Here is a 17,590-nt window from a genome sequence, read left to right on the forward strand (position 1 = left end):
CCGGCCGCGAGGCCGGGGTTTTTCGCCTGCGCTGGGCATGCCGCCGGACCGGCAGCCGGCCATTGCATTGCCGCGCTTGCGGGCTAGACTCAGGGCTGGTTACGCCTTGCGCGCGTTTGCGCATCTGTTCGGGAAGTCTTGCGAATGCCGCGTCTGATTGTCGGTCTGCTCGCCGTGTTCGCTGCAACGGTCCCCGCCGCGGCTCAGTCGATCGGCGAGCCCCTCCCTGGCCGCGGCGCCCCGTCGGCCAAGTTGCCTGCACCCAAGCTGGACAAGGCGACGCGTCCCTGCCCGGAATACGGCCCCGGCTATGTCAGGGTCGATGGTTCTTCGTTCTGCGTGCGCGCGGGCGGCTCGGTTCGGGCCGAATTCGGCAAGCGCTCCGATAATCGCTATGGCTCTGCGGTCGGTGCCACGGCCCAGCTCGAGGCGCGCGGCGAGTCCACCCTCGGGCCGGTGCGTGCGATCGTCCGCGGTAAGGTTCAATCCGATCGCGGCTTGCTGGGCGACAGCTTCTATCGCTGATCCCAAGGGATGCCATTCAGACATGAAAAAGGCGGGGATCGCTCCCCGCCTTTTCTGTTTCCGGTGACCGGCGCCTATTTGAGATTGAGCGTCGGCGGGGCGTTGAGGTCGAGGCCCGGCATGCTGCCGCCTCCGCCCAGCCCCGGGATTTGGATCGAGTCGAACTGCTTGTCGATCGACTTCTGGTCGAGCTGAATGGCGGATGCCTTGTAGTGCATCACCATCTTCGGGAAGATGATGACGAGCGCCACCATGATGCACTGGATCACCACGAAGGGCACGGCGCCCCAATAGATCTGGCCGGTGGTGACGGGCTCCATCTGCAGGCCGGTGACCTTGTCCTTGTACCGGTGCTTTGGCGCGACCGAGCGCAGGAAGAACAGCGCAAAGCCGAAGGGCGGGTGCATGAAGCTCGTCTGCATGTTCACACCCAGGATGACGCCGAACCAGATCAGATCGATGCCGAGCTTCTCGGCCGCGGGGCCGAGCAGCGGCACCACGATGAAGGCCAGCTCGAAGAAATCGAGGAAGAAGGCCAGCAGGAAGACCATCACGTTGACGACGATCAGGAAGCCGGTCGCACCGCCGGGCAGCCCGACCAGCAGATGCTCGACCCAGACATGGCCGTTGACGCCGTAGAAGGTCAGCGAGAACACGCGCGCGCCGACCAGGATGAAGAGCACGAAGGCCGAGAGCTTGGCCGTCGACTCCGTCGCCTGCTTCAGCAACTCGAAGGAGAGGCGCCGCTTGCTGAAGGCGAGCAGGATCGCGCCCGCCGCGCCCATCGCTCCGCCTTCGGTCGGTGTCGCGACACCGATGAAGATCGTGCCGAGCACGAGGAAGATCAGCGCCAGCGGTGGCACCATCACGAAGATGACCTGCTCGGTCATCCGCGACAGCAATTTGAGACCCAGCATCTTGTTGATCAGCGCGATGACCAGCGAGACGCCAACCATGATCGACATCGTCAGCACGACGAAATCGGCGCCGGCATCGACCTTGGTGTAGAGCTTCATATAGGCGTAGGCGACGCAGAAGGAGAGGATCGCGACGACCAGCAGCGAGAACCGGCGTGTCTTGCCGTCGGCATCGCGCAGGGTCTGTGCCTCCGGCGGCAGGCCGGGCGCACGCTTCGGGTAGACGATGGTGACAAGGAAGACGTAACCGGCGTAGAGCGCGGCGAGGACGAGGCCCGGGATGAAGGCACCCTCATACATGTCGCCGACGGAGCGGCCGAGCTGGTCGGCGAGCACGATCAGAACCAGCGAAGGCGGGATGATCTGCGCCAGTGTTCCAGACGCCGCGATCACGCCTGAGGCGAGTCGGCGATCATAGCCGTAGCGCAGCATGATCGGCAGCGAGATCAGGCCCATCGAGATGACCGAGGCGGCAACCACGCCGGTCGTGGCGGCGAGCAGCGCGCCGACGAAGATCACGGCATAGGCGAGGCCGCCACGGACGGGACCGAAGAGCTGGCCGATCGTGTCGAGCAGGTCTTCCGCCATGCCCGAGCGCTCGAGCACCAATCCCATGAAGGTGAAGAAGGGAATGGCGAGCAGCACGTCATTGTTCATCGTGCCGTAGATGCGCTCCGGCAGCGCCTGCAGGAAGTTCTCCTGGAACATGCCGAGCTCGATGCCGACCAGCGCGAAGAGCAGCCCGTTGGCGGCAAGCGCGAAGGCTACGGGATAGCCCAGCAGGAGGAAGAGCACGAGGGCGGCGAACATTACCGGCGCCATGTTGACGCGCAGAAAATCGCCGATCCCGGCGGCATGGGCGTCACCCATATGCAGGCTGAGGAAGGCGGTCAGGGTGAGCGCGAGCAACAGCCCGGCGGCGCGCGCGAAGCGGGAAGCGGTCATCGGCGGTTTCCGGAGTTCTTCTGGGTTGCTCACGAAGCCAGGCCCTGGGCCTTGGCTTGATCCAGCAGGCGTTGCGCTTCTGCTTCCGCCGCGGCTGCGTGGCCGCGCAACGTCTCTTCGTCCTCCAGGAGGCCGCGCATGATCGCGATCTGCTTGATGACTTCCGAGATGCCCTGGCAGAACAGCATGAAGAAGCCAATGATCAGGAGCCCCTTGGCGGGCCATTGCGGCAGGCCGCCGGCCGAGAGCGACTGCTCGTTGACCGCGTAGGAGCGCCAGAAGAACGGCCAGGAATGGTAGATCATCAGTGCGCAGAACGGCAGCAGGAACAGGAGATGCCCGAGCAGGTCGATCCATTGCTGAACGCGCTTCGGCAGCTGGCTGTTCAGGATGTCGATGCGGATATGCTCTTTCACCTGCAGCGTCCAGGATGCGCACATCAGGAAGACGGCGCCGAACAGCATCCATTGCAGCTCGAGCCAGGCATTCGACGACATATTGAAGATCTTGCGCACGATCGCGTTTACCGTCGCGACAATGACGGCCAGCAGGATCAGCCAGGCAACTTTCTTGCCGATCTGACCGTTGATCGCGTCGATGATGCGGCTGACCTTGAGAAGTCCCTGCACACCCGCTCTCCCAGATTATGAATGCACGCGGCGCATGAGGGCCATGTCGCGCTGGTTATGCGCTGGTTATACGAAGGTCTGGAGCAGCACAAGATTACGCAGGGCGACGGGTTGAGGATCAGCTGTGTCGCCGGAAGCTGCTGAAACGCAAGGAAAATAGCCCGATCGCCATCATCAGCCACATCGTCGCGATCAGGGACTGCGGCCAAAGTATGACAAGCCAACTGATCACGATCGTCGCCAGCGCGCCGACACCGAGCTGGATGGCTCCCATCAATCCGGCTGCGGAGCCCGCAAGCTCGGGTTTGGCGGAGAGCGCTGCAGCGGCCGCCCCGGGAATTGTCAGCCCATTGCCGACCGAGCTGATCGCCAGCGGCAGGAAGAGGGTCAGCGGCGTCCAGTAATCGCTCATCGCGAACAGCATCGCGATGCTCATCATCACGACAGAAATGATCAGGCCAGTCCGCACCAGCGGAGCAGCCCCGCGCCTGACCGCGAGCCGCGACATTGCGAAGTTCCCGACCATGTAGCCGAACGCGCTCAGGATGAAGTAGGCGCCATAGACATCCGAGCCCCGGCCCATCGTCTCGACAACGATGAAAGGGGCACCGGCGACAAAGGCGAAGAACGCTGCCGATGTCATCGAAAGCGCGATGACATTGACGATGAACTCCCGGTCGAGCGCCAGGAGCGGGAAGGAGCGGAAGACGCCGAGCAGCGATGTCCTGACGCCGACATTCGGAGCGGTTTCCGGCAACCGGGCTGCCGTCAGCAGGAGAACGAGCACGCCGGCTGCGGTCATCGCCCAGAAAATCATCCGCCAGCCGAACCAGGTTTCGATATGGCCGCCGAGATAGGGCGCGATCATCGGCGCCACCACCATGACCATGGTGACGCTGGCGATTTGGCTCGCCGCCTCGTCGCGATGGGCGCTGTCGCGAATGATGGCACGGGCGAGCGCGAAGGTCGTACCGGCACCTGCGCCCTCCAGCACGCGCGCCGCCAACAGGACTTCGGTGGTGGGGGCCAATGCTCCGAGGATCGAGCCGAGAATGAAGACGATGATTCCGGCATTGACGCAGGGGCGCCGCCCGAAGCGGTCGGAGAGGGGGCCGATCAGCAACTGGATCAGCGCGACCGAGACGAGGTACAGCGTGAGCGTGAGCTGGATCGTCGCGTAGTTCGTGCCGAAATGGCGCGCCACGGCCGGTGTCGCAGGCGCGAGAAGGTTGAGGGCGATCGGCTGCAGGGTCGAGATCGCGACGAGGACGAGCAGGGCGGGCTTCGCTGCGACAGGCTGGCCGCTCATGACGGCGTGCCGCCCTCGATCTTCAGCTTGGCGCTGGGAGCGACGCGCTGGCGATGCAGGGTGTAGAGGCCGCTGCCGGCGATCAGCGCGATGCCGGTCACGGCCCAGGCGTCGGGAACCTCACCCCAGAGCAGGTATCCGATCAGCACCGCGAAGGCGACGCCGGAATAGCGGTAGCCGGTGACGACCCCGACATCGGTGTTCCGGAAGGCGTTGACGATGCAGAAGCTGCCGAGCGAAACCAGCACGGCCGCGCCGCCGACATAGAGGGTCTCGATGCGGCGGATCGGCACCCAGGTTTCGAAGAAGCCGAGGGTGAATGCGGATAGTCCGACAATGATCGTTGCGGTGAGCGAGATCACCGTCGAGGGAACGTGGTTGCCGATCCTGCGGGTGACGAGATCACGGATCGCGGCCAATATGGCGCTGACGAGTGCCGTGATCGCGGCGATGTTCATGTGCTCGGGCGTCGGCCGGATGACCACCAGCACGCCGATGAAGCCAACCATGACGGCGACGGTCCGGCGCCAGCCGACCTTCTCGATGCCGAGCACCACCGCGAGCACGAGGATGATGAGCGGGGAGGCCATCAGGATCGCGGTGATGTTCCCGAGCGGGAGCTTGGCCAGCGACCAGATGAAGATCAGGGCGATCGCGGCCTCGATCATCCCGCGCAGCAGCACCAGCGGCCTGAACATTTCGCCGAGCTTGCGCGCCTCGCCCATGAACCAGACCATCGCGAGGGCTGTCGTCACCGCAAAGGCGGCCCGCAGCGAGATTGCCTGCCCGACGGGGTAGGCTTCGCGTGCCAGCTTCATGAGCGCGTCGTTGCAGGTGAAGAGAAGCATCGCCAGCAGCATGGCGATGATTCCGCGACGATTTTCGGCTGAACTGGCCAAGGCAAGGTCCTGGTGGCGTCGAGAGACCGTCGCGCAGGCGTTCTGCGCCGGGCTCGCGGCGGCTCACGCTTCCGGAAAGCGGCTGAGCGAGAAGGGTTTGAGATCGAAAGCGGATTGGCCGGTGGTGGAGAGGTCGGCGAGGATTTCGCCGATGGCGCTGGCGAATTTGTAGCCATGGCCGGAACAGGCGGATGCGAACACGGCCTGCGGCACGCCCGGCACGGCGTCGATCACGAAATCCTCGTCCGGCGTCACGGTGTAGACGCAACCCTTCAGGCTGAGCGGTTCTCCGGCGGCATCGGGCAGGTAGCGGGCCAGGCAATCGCGGATCAGCGCCACCTGGCGCGGGCTCGGTGTGCGGTCCGGCTCGCGCGGATCCATCGGCTCGCGCCCGAAATGCGGGCCGCCGAGCTTGAAGCCCGGATGCTCGTAGAGCGGAAAGCCGTAGAAGGTGCCTTCCTCGACACTGAGGATGAAAACGGGGAAGGCGCCAGGGCGATACAGCTCCGGCCGCCGCGTCGTGAACCAGCCGATCGCCTGCCGCACGGTCGAGACATTCGCGGCCAGCGCCGGGACGGCGTCGGCGATCCAGCCACCGGAGGTGATCACCAGCCGGCCAGCCGAATAGGTGCCGCGCTCCGTGCGCACCACCACGCCGCCTTGTGCGGTCGGTGTCCAGTCGAGCAGCGGCTCATTGGTGCGGATTTCGGCGCCGCGGGATTGGGCGAGGCCGACATGGGCATAGATCGCCTTCTCGGAGGCGACGAACCCGCCATCGGGCTGCCAGAGACCGACATGCCCCGCCGGCAGCTGGAAACCGGGGAAACGTCGTGCGATCTCCGGGCCCGAGAGCACCTCATGCGTCAACCCGTGGTCGAGGCAGGAGCGCAGGGAGGATTCAACCGGCCCGGCGCCTTCGGGCGCGAGATCGAGCGAACCGGTGACGTGCAGCAACTGCATGCCCGCTTCCGCGCCGGTCTCTGACCAGAGCTGATGCGCCCGCCGGACGATCGGCACGTAATGCGAGCCTTCGAAATAGGCGAGGCGGATGATCCGCGTCATGCCATGGGACGAGCCCATCGCATGGCCGAGGTCGAAGCGCTCGAGGCCTAGCACCTTCAATCCGCGCCGCGCGAGATGCCAGCATGCGGCGGAGCCCATGGCGCCGACACCGGCAACGATCACGTCGTAGCTATGACTGGTCATGGGCTGGCCTGGGGGAGGGCGAAGCGGATGATCAGAGCTTTAGCTGCAGCCTTGCATTGGGTCCATGCCGGCGCAGGACGGCGAATCCCGCTTCCGGCGCATGGCATTTCGCGTTTCCGAGCTTTCCCTGGGGCAAGTCGCGGCTTCGGGAGAAGCTTTGTTAACATTGCCCCACCATAAAGGTTCGACTTTGCGCTGTCCGGGATTGGCTGATGTTTCGCGAAAGGGTCCGGCGCTGGTTGGGCACCCAAGACCGTACGGTTGCAGCCGGGCCTGTCGTTACAGCTGATCCTGCCTCACCGGCAGAGGCGCTTGAGCTTCCCGATCCGCTTGACGATGCCTCGATCCGCGAAGCCGTCAATGCGCTCGAACAGGATGTCGTTGCCGCCCTGCGGCGCCTCACCGGGCGCTTGTATGAGGCAGAGCACACCTCGAGCCAGGCCGAGGGTGGCTCGATCGGCATCCACAGGCGCACCGGCGATCTGAGGCAGGCGGCCGAGACGGCCAGCATGAATTCGAGCGCGCTCGCGACCGCCACCCAGCAGGTCTCTGACGCGGCCGAGCAGGTCGGCAGCTCGATGAACGGCGCGCGCGACATGCTGGAGGCCGCGGCCATGCGGGCCGGCGAGGCGACGCAGATGATGACCGGCCTCGCCACCGCCACGGTCGAGATCCGCAGCATCGTCGATTCCATTGCCGAGATCGCGCGCCAGACCAACCTGCTCGCCTTGAATGCGACCATCGAAGCGGCGCGCGCCGGCGAGGCCGGCCGCGGCTTCGGCGTCGTTGCCCAGGAAGTGAAGGCGCTCTCCATCGAGGTGCGTGACGCGGTCGACCATATCCGCAACCGTGTCGATCGGTTGACCCAGACGGCCCAGGGGTCGGCTGCGATCGTCACCGACGCGCTGCAGATGGTCCGGGACGTCAACCCGGTGATCGCGGCCATCGGTAGCGCCTCGCATGAGCAGGCAGCGGCGGCGGCGGAACTCTCGCGCAGCGCCGACGAGACGGCCCGCTTCATCGATACGGTCTCCCGGCAGGTCGGCGAGATCGACGAAATGGCTCTGGGCGCGGCGGCTCGCAGTGCTGAGGCGCGCGCCGCCATGTCGGATGGCGCACGGCAGGCCGAAGGGCTGATGGGGCGTTTCGTCCCGTTGCTCCGGCACACGGTCTTCGCCGACCGCCGCCAGCATGACAGGTTCCCTGCCGAGTATCCGGTCGAGGGACGCTTCGGCGCCACGACCTTCAGCGCGCAGACGATCGACCTCGGGCTGGGGGGAACGCTGCTGCTCGCCCAATCCGATCCCGGCATCCGCCCAGGCACGGGCGGGACGATCGCCATCGGCGGCTTGCCGCCATTGGCCTGCCGCCTGATGGCGTCGAGCCAGCTCGGTCTGCACGTCGCCTTCGGCGAAGCGACGGTCAGGGAGCATGAGCCCCTGCGCCGTCTTCTCGACGAAATCGAAGAATCCTATCGGCCACTGATCGAACGCGCGCAGCTTTTCGCGGTGCACCTGGGCACTCTCTTCGAGCAGGCGCTGCGGGACGGGAAACTGTCGGAAGCCCAGCTCTTCGACGTCAACTACCTGCCCGTGCCGGAAACCGAGCCGCAGCAATACACGAACAGCGCGTTGCCGGCCCTCGAGGCGCTGCTGCCGCCGGTGCTTGCCGAGCAACTGGCGGGTGATCCGCGTCTGGTCTTTGCCCTGCCGATCGATCGCAACGGCTATATTCCGGTGCACCATCCCGAATTCGCCCATCCGCAGCGCAAGGGGGATCCAGCCTGGAATGCGCCGCATAGCCGCAACCGCCGCATGTTCCACGATCGCGCCGGCATCATGTCGGCCCGCTCGGTGCGCCCCTTCCTCGTTCAGTCCTACCGGCGCGACATGGGCGACGTTACTCAGCTCATGCGCGAGGTCGATGCGCCGCTCCGTGTGAACGGTCGCCATTGGGGCGGTGTGCGGATGGCCTACCGGATGTAAGCAGGCCATTGCGCCTCCGTGACGGGCCGGGGCGATCTGAAGGCGAATGCGTCCGCTGCATGCTCGTCCTTGCGCCGGGCCGTCGGATCGCCGAAAGAGCTCGGCCGTGAATGGAAGAGCACCGGCATGCCGCCGCCCATCAAAGTCGAACTGCACCCCCATGATCCCCATTGGTCCAAACTCGCGGAGCGTGAGGCAGAACGTCTCGCTGAGGCCATCGGGCCATACCTGCTCATCGTTCATCACGTCGGTTCGACAGCCGTCCCGGCCATTCACGCCAAGCCGATCCTGGACCTGATCCCCGTCGTCACGAGCCTTGCGGCGCTGGACGCCCGGCAAGGCGAGCTGGAAGCGCGCGGCTACGAATGGTGGGGAGAGCTTGGCTTGGCCGGCCGGCGCTACCTCACGAAATCCGATGAGGAAACCGGACGGAGGCTCGTCCAGCTTCATTGCTACCCTGAAGGCTGCTCAGAGATCACCCGGCATCTGGTGTTCCGCGATTATCTCCGCGCACATCCCGACATCGCAGCCGCTTATGATCGCGTGAAGGCGGATTGCCGGAGCCGGCATCCCGACGACTCCCATGCCTACGGCGACTGCAAGGATACGTGGATCAGGCAGGCGGAGGCGGATGCCCTCGCGTGGCATCAAAGCCACTGAGCCTGGAGATGTCTTCGGGACCAGTCGGCCCGGCCTGAGCGGCACGGGCCGGCCTCAGCAAAGCCCTCTCAGAAGCTGACCCTGACCTGGGCCTGGCCGCCGAGGCGGTTCGTGCTGCCGGAGAGTTCGCCGTCGAGGCGGGCGCCGAGCGTCACGGCGGGGCTGAGTTTGAGGTCGAGCCCGGCGGCAAGCAGCGCGCTGTTGCGGGCGGGCCTGGCGCCCTCGATCGCAAATCCCGAACCGGTCAGGCCGGCACTCGAGGCGGAGAGGCCGGCATCGCGCTGGTCGTAATGCGCTAGCCCCCTGTCACGCTCATATGGCGCCCGACGGCTGGGCGGGCATGCCTGCGGTCGATGACGAAGTCATGGCCCTTCGGCTTGCGCGAGATCGCCTCGTCCATGGCGCGGTAGAGCAGGGCGTCGTCGCTGGACGCGCGCACGGCCGCGCGCAGATCGGCGGCGTCCTCCTGGCCAAGGCACATATAGAGCGTGCCGGTGCAGGTCAGGCGCACACGGTTGCAGCTTTCGCAGAAATTATGGGTCATCGGCGTGATGAAGCCGAGCAGCCCGCCGGTCTCGCGGACCCGGACATAGCGCGCCGGTCCGCCGGTGCGATAGGGATCGTCGTCGAGCGTATAGCGGTCCATCAGCCTCGCGCGGACGATCGAGAGCGGCAGGAACTGGTCGATGCGGCCGGGCTCGATCTCGCCGAGCGGCATCACCTCGATCAAGGTGAGGTCCATGCCGAGTCCATGGGCCCATTGCATCAGGCCCTCGATCTCATCCTCGTTGACGCCCTTCAGCGCCACCGCATTGATCTTGACCCTGAGCCCGGCCTCGCGCGCAGCCTCGATGCCGCGTTGCACTTTGCCTAGATCGCCCCAGCGCGTGATCGTGCGGAATTTGTCCGGATCGAGCGTATCGAGCGAGACATTGATGCGCCGCACGCCGCAGGCCGCGAGCTCGCTCGCATAGCGCTCGAGCTGCGAGCCGTTGGTCGTCAGGGTCAACTCGTCCAGCGCGCCGCTGGCCAAATGCCGTGAGAGCGAGCGGAACAGGTTCATGATGTCGCGCCGGACCAGCGGCTCGCCGCCGGTGATGCGCAATTTGCGGGTGCCGCGCGCCACGAAGGCGGTTGCGACCCGGTCGACCTCTTCCAGCGTCAGCAGATCACGCTTGGGCAGGAAGGTCATGTCCTCGGACATGCAGTAGACGCAGCGGAAATCGCAGCGATCCGTCACGGAAATGCGCAGATAGCTGATCTCCCGACCGAACGGATCGATCAGCGGCGGGCGCATCACGGGCTTGTGGGAGTCGATCAGCACTCTGGTTTCGTCTCTACAGCGTTTCCACCATCCGCTGCTCGCACGTGCGTGGTGGCAGCCGCATAGCTATATCATGTTCAGACATTGGCACTGGCGTGCGCGGCGTCAATAGCTGCGATCGTCACATCCCCTTGGTGAAAAACGAAGATGTCAGCCTGGCCCACCGAAATCCGCCTCTCCAAGGATCGGCGCATCCTCCACATTGCCTTCGAGGACGGTGCGAGTTTCGCACTTGCGGCCGAGTTGCTGCGGGTGGAAAGCCCGTCCGCCGAAGTCCAGGGCCATGACCCGAGCCAGAAGAAGACTGTGCCGGGCAAGGCCGAGGTCGAGATCATCGGCGTCGACCCCGTTGGCCACTACGCCGTCAAGCTCTCCTTCGACGACATGCACGATACCGGCATCTTTGCCTGGGACTATCTGCGCGAGCTCGGCGAGCATGCGCAGGAGAAGACGCAGGCCTATCTCGACGCTCTCGCCGCCAAGGGACTGTCGCGGGAGCCTGTCCGACGGAGGTGATCGGCTTCCGAACCGGCGCGGTCAGGACCGCCCGGCTCGAACAACAAAAAGGCCGGCACGAGGCCGGCCTTCCTTATCCGGGGAAACGGTCGCTCAGCGGGCGACGACGACCCGGGTGCCGACCTTGGTACGCTCGTAGAGGTCGATCACGTCGTCGTTCAGCATGCGGATGCAGCCCGACGATACGGCCTGGCCGATCGTCTCCGGCTCGTTCGAGCCATGGATGCGATACAGTGTCGAGCCGAGATACATGGCGCGGGCGCCCATCGGGTTCTCCGGGCCACCGGGCATGAAGCGCGGCAGGTCGGGGCGCCGCTTCAGCATCTGCGACGGCGGGGTCCAGGTCGGCCACTCCGCCTTGCGGGTGATGGCCTGCGAGCCGGACCAGTCGAAGCCGGGGCGACCGACGCCGACGCCATAGCGCACGGCCTTGCCCTCGGGCAGCACGAAATAGAGCCGGCGCTCGGTGGTGTTGATCACAATGGTGCCGGGCCGCTGCCTGGTGTCATAGGACACGATCTCGCGGGGAATGGCGGTAGCCTGCGCCTTGGCGGCCTCAGGGTTCTGCATCAATGGCTGGCGCGTCAGCGGATCGATCTCATAGGCATTGGCAGTCGACGCGGCAGCCATCAGGCCCAAGCCTGCGAACATGGCCATTCGGAAAGAGCGGTTCATCGGGACCTCAGGGCGTGGATTCGCGCGGACATGAAGTTGACCGGAAAAAGTCAACATCTCCTCAATCTCCTGTCAGACTCACGTTTGGCGTGCAATCATTGTGGCATCACATCGACGCGAGGCACGGGCTTTCGACCGCCGCGTTGCGCACCTGCAACATAAAGTTGGCCGCTCAGCTCTTGAGCACGACGCACGCCCCGTTCTGCGCCTGGATGCGACGGCACAGCGCGGTTGCCTCAGTCCGGGTGGCGGCCGGCAACCGCACCCGATAAAAGGCCCGCGTCCCGCGACTGCGGAGCCGCGTGCCGATGATCATCGGTTGCAGCTCGGCAATGATCGTCCGGTGCTTCTCACTGGCCCGCTGGAACGACGCCAACGCCCGTGCCTTCGAGAAGTTTCCGGCCAATTGCACGCCCCATGGCGCGAAGGGCGCCTCGCGGAGCTCGAGCGGCTTGCTGCCGGCGCGGATCGCCACGACCGTCGTTGCGCAGAACGAGGTTTCGTCTTGCGTCGCGCGCCGGGCAGGGCGGTCGCGCCCATCGCCATTGGTTGCGGCGCGCGCATCCTCGGCCCAGGTCTCGGCGGCGACGCCAGTGATCGAGAGCACATAATTCTCGGTCTCGAATGGCAGGCCGCCGCGACCGGCAAGCCAGGATGCGACCCGGTTCGGGCCGCCATTATAGGCGGCGGCGGCAAGTCCCCAATTGCCGAAGCGCTGGCGCAGCTCCGCCAGGAAATGAGCGGCCTTCGGTACGGCCTGCTCCGGGTCGAACGGGTCGAGCAGACCGCGCTCGCGGGCCGTGCCCGGCATGAACTGCGCCACGCCTTGCGCTCCCGCCGGGCTGGTGACGCCCGCGCGAAAGCTCGATTCCTGAAAGATCAGGCGGGTGAGGAAAGCGGCCGGAACCCCCTGGCCCCGCGCCGCTTCGTCGATCAGCCGGCAGAGAGCCTGGTCGATCCCCGACGAGGCGGGCTCCTCCGGAGCTGCCAAGGCCGGGCAGGCGAGCAGCGCGCCTGCAATGCATGCCACTGGGGCCAGAGGGCGGTGACGCTGAGCAACGAAAGGGGAGGCCCTACCGAACCGTCGCAACAGGTGCGGCAGGATTTCGGCTGCGGCCTCAAAGGCGTCAGCGATCACGGTTCGAGGCGCTGGGCGGATCGGCATGGCTCTGTATCGCATGGGCGCACTGATTTGCTCGACACATCCCGCCGGTCTCGGTCACAATCGATCTCGGGTCCGGAATCTGTGTTTGACCGGACAAGTCTGCGGAAGGGCCTAACGATGTTCAACTGGATCATTCAGGCATTGCTGGCCTTGGCCGGGATCATCGCCGCATGGTTCGTTGCTCCCAGCGCTCCCAATTTCGATTTTGTTCAGATGGTGGTCGCGCTTCTCCTGCTGACGGTCTTCGTGGCGCTCGCGGCCTTCTGGCCGACCCTGGCTATCTGGCGCCGGAACCGTCGGCCCCGCGACCGGGCATAGTCAAGCGTCCGAGGGACGCGTCCGCTGCCGGATCGGGGCGAGGCCGAAATCAATCGGGCAATTGCGCGTAGTTGCTACAGCAGCAACCGCCATAGGGAATATCTGTGTGCCACCTGCGTAAGGAGCCCGTGGATGCTGCGGCGAGGGTGGCCGAGGGCGGTCGCCGGATACAGCTTTCCGTGGAGGAGCAGGCGCTCGTCGGCTCTATCGGTCGCATTCATCAGAAAGCCAGCGAAGCGTCATCCGCCATGCCGACGCTGTGCGGGATATCGAGATCCTGTTCCAGCGCGCCTCTGTGACGGACCCAGGAAGCCGGGTGCATGGACACATCCCCGCATCGACGACACACTCGGAAATTGTGAGCAAACCAATCCAGCGAAGGAGTTAGCTCAATGTCGATCGGGTCGCCTCTGCCTGTTCTTGCTGCAGTTTTCCTTGCCATCGCCTCGGCCGCCGCACCCGCCGCGGCCCAGCAGAGGACGCTCGGTCCGCCGACCGGATCGGTCCGCATCCAGCAGGTCCAGGTCGCCTTCATCGGCTCCGGCGAAGTCGGCGGCGGGACGCTGAACTTCGGTGGCCGGTCCTACGGCATCACTGTCGGCGGTGTGGGTTTCGGGGGCTTCGGCGCCTCGCGGATGACGGCGACCGGGACGGTCTATGGTCTTCACCGCTTGCAGGACTTCACCGGGGCCTATGTCCAGTTGCGCGAGGGGTGGGCGCTCGGAGCACAGGGCAAAGGCAGCGTCTGGCTGCGCAACAGCAATGGCGTCACGATGAAGCTGAACACACGCCGCCAGGGCCTTCAGCTTGCGCTTGGGGCTGACGGCATCCTGATCGGTTTCAAGTGATCAGGAGGCGAGGGCCGTCGCTCTGACACGACCGGACCTGGCGAGATCGCGGGCCTTGAAAGGCACGCGATCTCGCAGGGATCTTCATTGAATGGCACCGCGCTTGGGGCCGAAACCGTCGAAATAGCAGCGGCAGGGGGCGCCCCTTGGCGATGGCGGCGCCTCGCAGGAGCCGCGGGAGGTGACGCACATGTCGCCATAGCGCGGCTGGCGATAGGGGCGCTCATAGCCGTAGCGCGGCGGCGGTGGCCGGTCGTAGTCCCAGCCGCGATCATAGCCGTAGCGCGGCGGCGGGCGGTCATAGGGGTCATAATACTGTGCGTGCGCCGCTGCCGCCGGGATCAGCGCCGAGACCACTGCCGACGTGAGGATCAGTTTTCTGAGCAGCATCGATTGGGTCCTCCGATTCGAGGCGTGAATAGCTCGCTGCGGATGAACGGAACGTGACCCGCTCTGTTCCCTCCAGCGCCAAGGTGCGCTTTCGCCCAAGGCAGCGGATATGCGCGGCGTGACTGGCAGGTGACGCAGCGTGCGGCCTGGCGACCCGCTTCGGCGGAGACAATCCCAGCGCCCGCACATGCGCAGTGCCGCCCGCACATGCGCAGTGCCGGCTGTGCGGCGTTGCAGCCCAACATCGCGCGGGGAGGGCCTCCTACAGCACTGCGACCGGATCGGTGCGGAGATTTCCCCGGCTGTGTGCGGACCTGACGGAACTGCTCCTTGACGCCGCAGATGTCCGCGACTAGGAGAAGCGCCGGTCCGGGCGGCTAGCTCAGCGGTAGAGCACTCCCTTCACACGGGAGGGGTCACAGGTTCGATCCCTGTGCCGCCCACCATTCTCCCTCCGCATATTGCAATCAAATGCTGTCTCGCACGCGTGGCGCAGGATTGCGCCGATTCTTCTCAGCGACGCGCTGCGCCCCCTCAACAACCTGACCGCGGTGACAACGGAGCCGATCAACAAGGCCCCGCCGATCGCTATTTCATGACTGCGCTGAGCGCGGGCGCCGGCTCCAGCATCTGCCGCACTGCGCCGTGCAGCTCGTCGAAATGCTGGATCACGAGATCGGGCTCAAGCTCCTCGATCGGGACATCGGTATAGCCGAAGGGGACGCAGATCGATGGAATTCCGGCGGCACGCGCAGTGGCGATGTCGGTTCGCGAATCGCCGATCATCACCGCGCGCCTCGGGTCGCCGCCGGCCGCTTCAATGGTCAGCGTCAGATGGCGGGGGTCCGGCTTGTGGAAGGCGAAGCTATCGCGCCCGGCGACGGCGGCAAAATGCTCGCTGATGCCGAAATGCTCAAGGATCAGGCGCGTGTGCAGGATCGGCTTGTTGGTGCACACGGCGAGCGCATATCCGTCTTCCGCCAGTGCCTCCATGGCCGCGACGACGCCCTCATAGAGATAGCTGTTCGAGGCGACGTCCTCGGCGTAGATTCGCAGGAAATCCTGGAACAGCCGCTCCAGCGTCTCTTCGTCGAGCGGCCGTCCGGAGACGCGGAAACCACGTTCGATAAGGGCGCGCGCGCCGGCACCGACGAGTTCACGCGCGCGTTCCAGCGGCAGGGGCGAGAGCTCTTCCTGCTCGAGAATGACGTTGAGCGTGCGCATGATATCGGGCGCGGTCTCAGCAAGGGTGCCGTCGAGATCGAAGACGACGATGGGGAGCAAGCTCATGGGCGGGGTTCCGGTGCGCAGATGCTTTGGGCCTCTAAAGGCGGTCTGGGCCGGTTTGGCAAGCGAGCCGCGCCGGATCGTCATCTTGGCAGGCAGCAACAATGCTATCTTTGCCGTGATTCGCGTGAAGGATGGCAGTGGTGTCTGAATATCTTGAAAACGCCGGCTTCCGCCGGCCGGTGCTCGGGGCGCTTTTGGCGCTCGGCACCTGCATCGTGCCGCACGTCTCCGCCCAGGCCGCGCCCTTCGAGTTCGCGCCTGCGCCGCAGACGGATCTCAACCGTGTCTACAGGGTCGATCGCGCCACGGGCGAGGTCGGTGCCTGCCAGTTCCAGCTCAAGGAAGGCGGCGTCGGCGTCACGGTCTGCTTCCCGGCGGGGGAGGGGGCTGGCCCGCAGGCACCGAGCGACTACCTGCTCATGCCGTCGCGCCACGAGCGCGAAGGCGGCATCTTCCGCGTCAATGTTCGCACCGGCGAGATGAGCATCTGCTACGTTTTCGATGACAAGGTGGTGTGCACGCCGCAGACGAAATAGCGGCGGCCGCCCCGTCCTGCGCTTCGAGCACCTGCAGCATGCGGCATTTTGAATCGGCGCGACGCGATCGCTCGTGCTAGAGGCCCGGGCATGTCCGTAATCGCGTCGAGGCCCGCCATGCTCAAGCTGAATGATCCGTCGCTCCTGAAATCGCAGTGCTATGTCGACGGTGCCTGGATCGGCGCGGGCGTTGATGCGGTCGACAATCCCGCGACCGGCGAGCTGCTGGCCAAGGTACCGCGCTTCGGCGCCGATGAGACCACCGCTGCGGTCGAGGCCGCCTCGCGTGCCTTCAAGCCTTGGGCGAAGAAGAGCGCCAAGGAGCGCTCGGTGATCCTGCGCAAATGGTTCGACCTGATCATGGCGAACCAGGAGGACCTGGCGCAGATCATGACCGCCGAACAGGGCAAGCCGCTGAGCGAGGCGCGCGGCGAGGTGGCCTATGCCGCCTCCTTCGTCGAGTTCTACGCGGAAGAGGCCAAGCGCATCTACGGCGAGACGATTCCCTCGCCCTTCCCGAATTCGCGCATCATCGTGCAGAAGCAGCCAGTCGGCGTCTGCGCCGCGATCACGCCCTGGAATTTTCCGGCGGCGATGATCACGCGCAAATGCGCTCCCGGTCTGGCCGCCGGCTGCACCTTCGTGGTCAAGCCGGCTCCGGATACGCCGCTGACCGCGCTGGCCCTGGTCGAACTGGCCGAGCGGGCCGGTTTCCCCAAGGGTGTCATCAATCTCGTCACCGGCGACGCGCAGGCGATCGGCGGTGTCATGACCTCGCATCCGGCCGTGCGCTTCATCGGCTTCACCGGCTCGACCCCGGTCGGCAAGCTCCTGATGCAGCAGGCCGCCTCGACGGTGAAGAAAGTCGGGCTCGAACTCGGCGGCAATGCGCCCTTCATCGTCTTTGACGATGCCGATCTCGATGCCGCGGTGCAGGGCGCGATCATCGCCAAGTACCGCAACATGGGCCAGACCTGCGTCTGCACCAACCGGCTCTTCGTGCAGGACGGCATCCATGACGATTTCGTCGCGAAATTCGCCGGCGAGGTCGCGAAGATGAAGGTCGGCAACGGCGCCGAAATCGGCGTCGTGCAGGGGCCGCTGATCAATGAGCGCGCGGTCGAGAAGGTCGAGCGTCATGTCGCCGATGCCGTCGCCAAGGGCGCGAAGGTCGTGGTCGGTGGCAAGCGCCATGCGCTTGGCCGCACCTTCTTCGAGCCGACCGTGCTCGCCGGCGTCACCACGAAGATGCTGGTGACGCGCGAGGAAACCTTTGGCCCGCTCGCCCCGGTCTATCGCTTCAGCAGCGAGGACGAGGTCGTGGCCATGGCCAATGACACGCCCTTCGGGCTCGCCGCCTATTTCTACACCCGGGATCTCGGTCGCGCCTTCCGCGTCGCCGAGGAGCTCGAATACGGCATGGTCGGCATCAACTCCGCCATCCTCGGCACCG

18 protein-coding genes and 1 tRNA gene are annotated in these 17,590 nt (G+C 65.7%); 9 read left to right on the forward strand and 10 right to left on the reverse strand.

Annotation, left to right across the window (positions count from 1 at the left end; translation table 11 throughout):
* Positions 1 to 144 precede the first annotated feature (144 nt).
* Positions 145 to 525 carry a porin family protein gene (locus AB4099_RS29980; RefSeq protein ID WP_113514807.1) on the forward strand — a complete coding sequence of 127 codons (381 nt, stop codon included), beginning with the start codon at positions 145 to 147 and terminating at the stop codon, positions 523 to 525.
* A gap of 74 nt (positions 526 to 599) precedes the next feature.
* On the opposite strand, the gene AB4099_RS29985 is transcribed toward AB4099_RS29980, so the two are convergent.
* The 5 genes from AB4099_RS29985 to solA all read right to left on the reverse strand — a co-directional run bounded on the left by AB4099_RS29985 (position 600) and on the right by solA (position 6,430).
* Complete coding sequence (locus tag AB4099_RS29985) at positions 600 to 2,312, reverse strand: TRAP transporter large permease (protein ID WP_441480790.1); 1,713 nt, start codon at positions 2,310 to 2,312, stop codon at positions 600 to 602.
* Positions 2,313 to 2,416: 104 nt separating this feature from the next.
* Complete coding sequence (locus AB4099_RS29990; protein ID WP_113514808.1) at positions 2,417 to 3,016, reverse strand: TRAP transporter small permease subunit; 600 nt, start codon at positions 3,014 to 3,016, stop codon at positions 2,417 to 2,419.
* Positions 3,017 to 3,134: 118 nt separating this feature from the next.
* The gene (locus AB4099_RS29995) at positions 3,135 to 4,325 is read right to left on the reverse strand and encodes a multidrug effflux MFS transporter (protein WP_113514810.1); all 1,191 of its coding nucleotides are present in this window, start codon (positions 4,323 to 4,325) and stop codon (positions 3,135 to 3,137) included.
* A complete protein-coding gene (locus AB4099_RS30000) occupies positions 4,322 to 5,224 on the reverse strand; it encodes a DMT family transporter (RefSeq protein ID WP_441480777.1) in 903 nt (300 codons plus the stop codon). The genes AB4099_RS29995 and AB4099_RS30000 overlap by 4 nt, the downstream gene beginning before the upstream one ends.
* A gap of 63 nt (positions 5,225 to 5,287) precedes the next feature.
* Complete coding sequence (solA, locus tag AB4099_RS30005; protein ID WP_441480778.1) at positions 5,288 to 6,430, reverse strand: N-methyl-L-tryptophan oxidase; 1,143 nt, start codon at positions 6,428 to 6,430, stop codon at positions 5,288 to 5,290.
* A 212-nt stretch (positions 6,431 to 6,642) separates the two neighbouring features.
* On the opposite strand from solA, the gene AB4099_RS30010 reads away from it, so the two are divergent.
* Together AB4099_RS30010 and AB4099_RS30015 are read left to right on the forward strand one after the other, a co-directional pair.
* Positions 6,643 to 8,415: a methyl-accepting chemotaxis protein gene (locus tag AB4099_RS30010; protein ID WP_441480779.1), complete on the forward strand. Its 1,773-nt coding sequence runs from the start codon at positions 6,643 to 6,645 to the stop codon at positions 8,413 to 8,415.
* Positions 8,416 to 8,541: 126 nt separating this feature from the next.
* Positions 8,542 to 9,075 (forward strand): GrpB family protein, encoded by a 534-nt coding sequence (locus tag AB4099_RS30015; RefSeq protein ID WP_441480780.1) that lies wholly within the window; start codon positions 8,542 to 8,544, stop codon positions 9,073 to 9,075.
* 295 nt (positions 9,076 to 9,370) lie between these two features.
* Here the strand turns inward: AB4099_RS30015 and moaA are convergent, their stop codons facing one another.
* Entirely contained in the window at positions 9,371 to 10,372 is a 1,002-nt protein-coding gene (gene moaA / locus AB4099_RS30020) for a GTP 3',8-cyclase MoaA (protein ID WP_113514865.1), read from the reverse strand.
* Between the two features lie 174 nt (positions 10,373 to 10,546).
* On the opposite strand from moaA, the gene AB4099_RS30025 reads away from it, so the two are divergent.
* Entirely contained in the window at positions 10,547 to 10,915 is a 369-nt protein-coding gene (locus AB4099_RS30025) for a gamma-butyrobetaine hydroxylase family protein (protein WP_441480781.1), read from the forward strand.
* Between the two features lie 93 nt (positions 10,916 to 11,008).
* On the opposite strand, the gene AB4099_RS30030 is transcribed toward AB4099_RS30025, so the two are convergent.
* Together AB4099_RS30030 and AB4099_RS30035 are read right to left on the reverse strand one after the other, a co-directional pair.
* Positions 11,009 to 11,590 carry a L,D-transpeptidase gene (locus tag AB4099_RS30030; RefSeq protein ID WP_113514822.1) on the reverse strand — a complete coding sequence of 194 codons (582 nt, stop codon included), beginning with the start codon at positions 11,588 to 11,590 and terminating at the stop codon, positions 11,009 to 11,011.
* Positions 11,591 to 11,762: 172 nt separating this feature from the next.
* Complete coding sequence (locus tag AB4099_RS30035) at positions 11,763 to 12,755, reverse strand: lytic transglycosylase domain-containing protein (protein ID WP_441480782.1); 993 nt, start codon at positions 12,753 to 12,755, stop codon at positions 11,763 to 11,765.
* Positions 12,756 to 12,872: 117 nt separating this feature from the next.
* Here AB4099_RS30035 and AB4099_RS30040 point away from each other — a divergent pair, with 117 nt between their 5' ends.
* On the forward strand, positions 12,873 to 13,073 hold the full coding sequence (locus tag AB4099_RS30040; protein WP_113514826.1) for a hypothetical protein: 201 nt from the start codon (positions 12,873 to 12,875) through the stop codon (positions 13,071 to 13,073).
* Positions 13,074 to 13,465: 392 nt separating this feature from the next.
* The gene (locus tag AB4099_RS30045; RefSeq protein WP_113514828.1) at positions 13,466 to 13,921 is read left to right on the forward strand and encodes a hypothetical protein; all 456 of its coding nucleotides are present in this window, start codon (positions 13,466 to 13,468) and stop codon (positions 13,919 to 13,921) included.
* A gap of 84 nt (positions 13,922 to 14,005) precedes the next feature.
* Here AB4099_RS30045 and AB4099_RS30050 read toward each other — a convergent pair whose 3' ends face one another.
* Positions 14,006 to 14,311 carry a hypothetical protein gene (locus tag AB4099_RS30050; protein WP_113514830.1) on the reverse strand — a complete coding sequence of 102 codons (306 nt, stop codon included), beginning with the start codon at positions 14,309 to 14,311 and terminating at the stop codon, positions 14,006 to 14,008.
* Positions 14,312 to 14,682: 371 nt separating this feature from the next.
* Between AB4099_RS30050 and AB4099_RS30055 the strand changes: the two genes are divergently transcribed.
* Positions 14,683 to 14,757: transfer RNA gene (locus AB4099_RS30055), tRNA-Val, on the forward strand.
* Between the two features lie 142 nt (positions 14,758 to 14,899).
* Here the strand turns inward: AB4099_RS30055 and gph are convergent.
* Complete coding sequence (gene gph / locus AB4099_RS30060) at positions 14,900 to 15,601, reverse strand: phosphoglycolate phosphatase (RefSeq protein WP_113514867.1); 702 nt, start codon at positions 15,599 to 15,601, stop codon at positions 14,900 to 14,902.
* 131 nt (positions 15,602 to 15,732) lie between these two features.
* Here gph and AB4099_RS30065 point away from each other — a divergent pair, with 131 nt between their 5' ends.
* Positions 15,733 to 16,137, forward strand: a complete 405-nt coding sequence (locus tag AB4099_RS30065; protein ID WP_441480783.1) for a hypothetical protein — start codon at positions 15,733 to 15,735, stop codon at positions 16,135 to 16,137.
* Between the two features lie 117 nt (positions 16,138 to 16,254).
* On the forward strand, positions 16,255 to 17,590 hold a 1,336-nt coding region (locus tag AB4099_RS30070; RefSeq protein WP_441480784.1), incomplete at its 3' end, for an NAD-dependent succinate-semialdehyde dehydrogenase.

The sequence above is a fragment of the Allobosea sp. 2KB_26 genome, assembly GCF_052115715.1.
Taxonomy (GTDB): Bacteria; Pseudomonadota; Alphaproteobacteria; order Rhizobiales; family Beijerinckiaceae; genus Allobosea.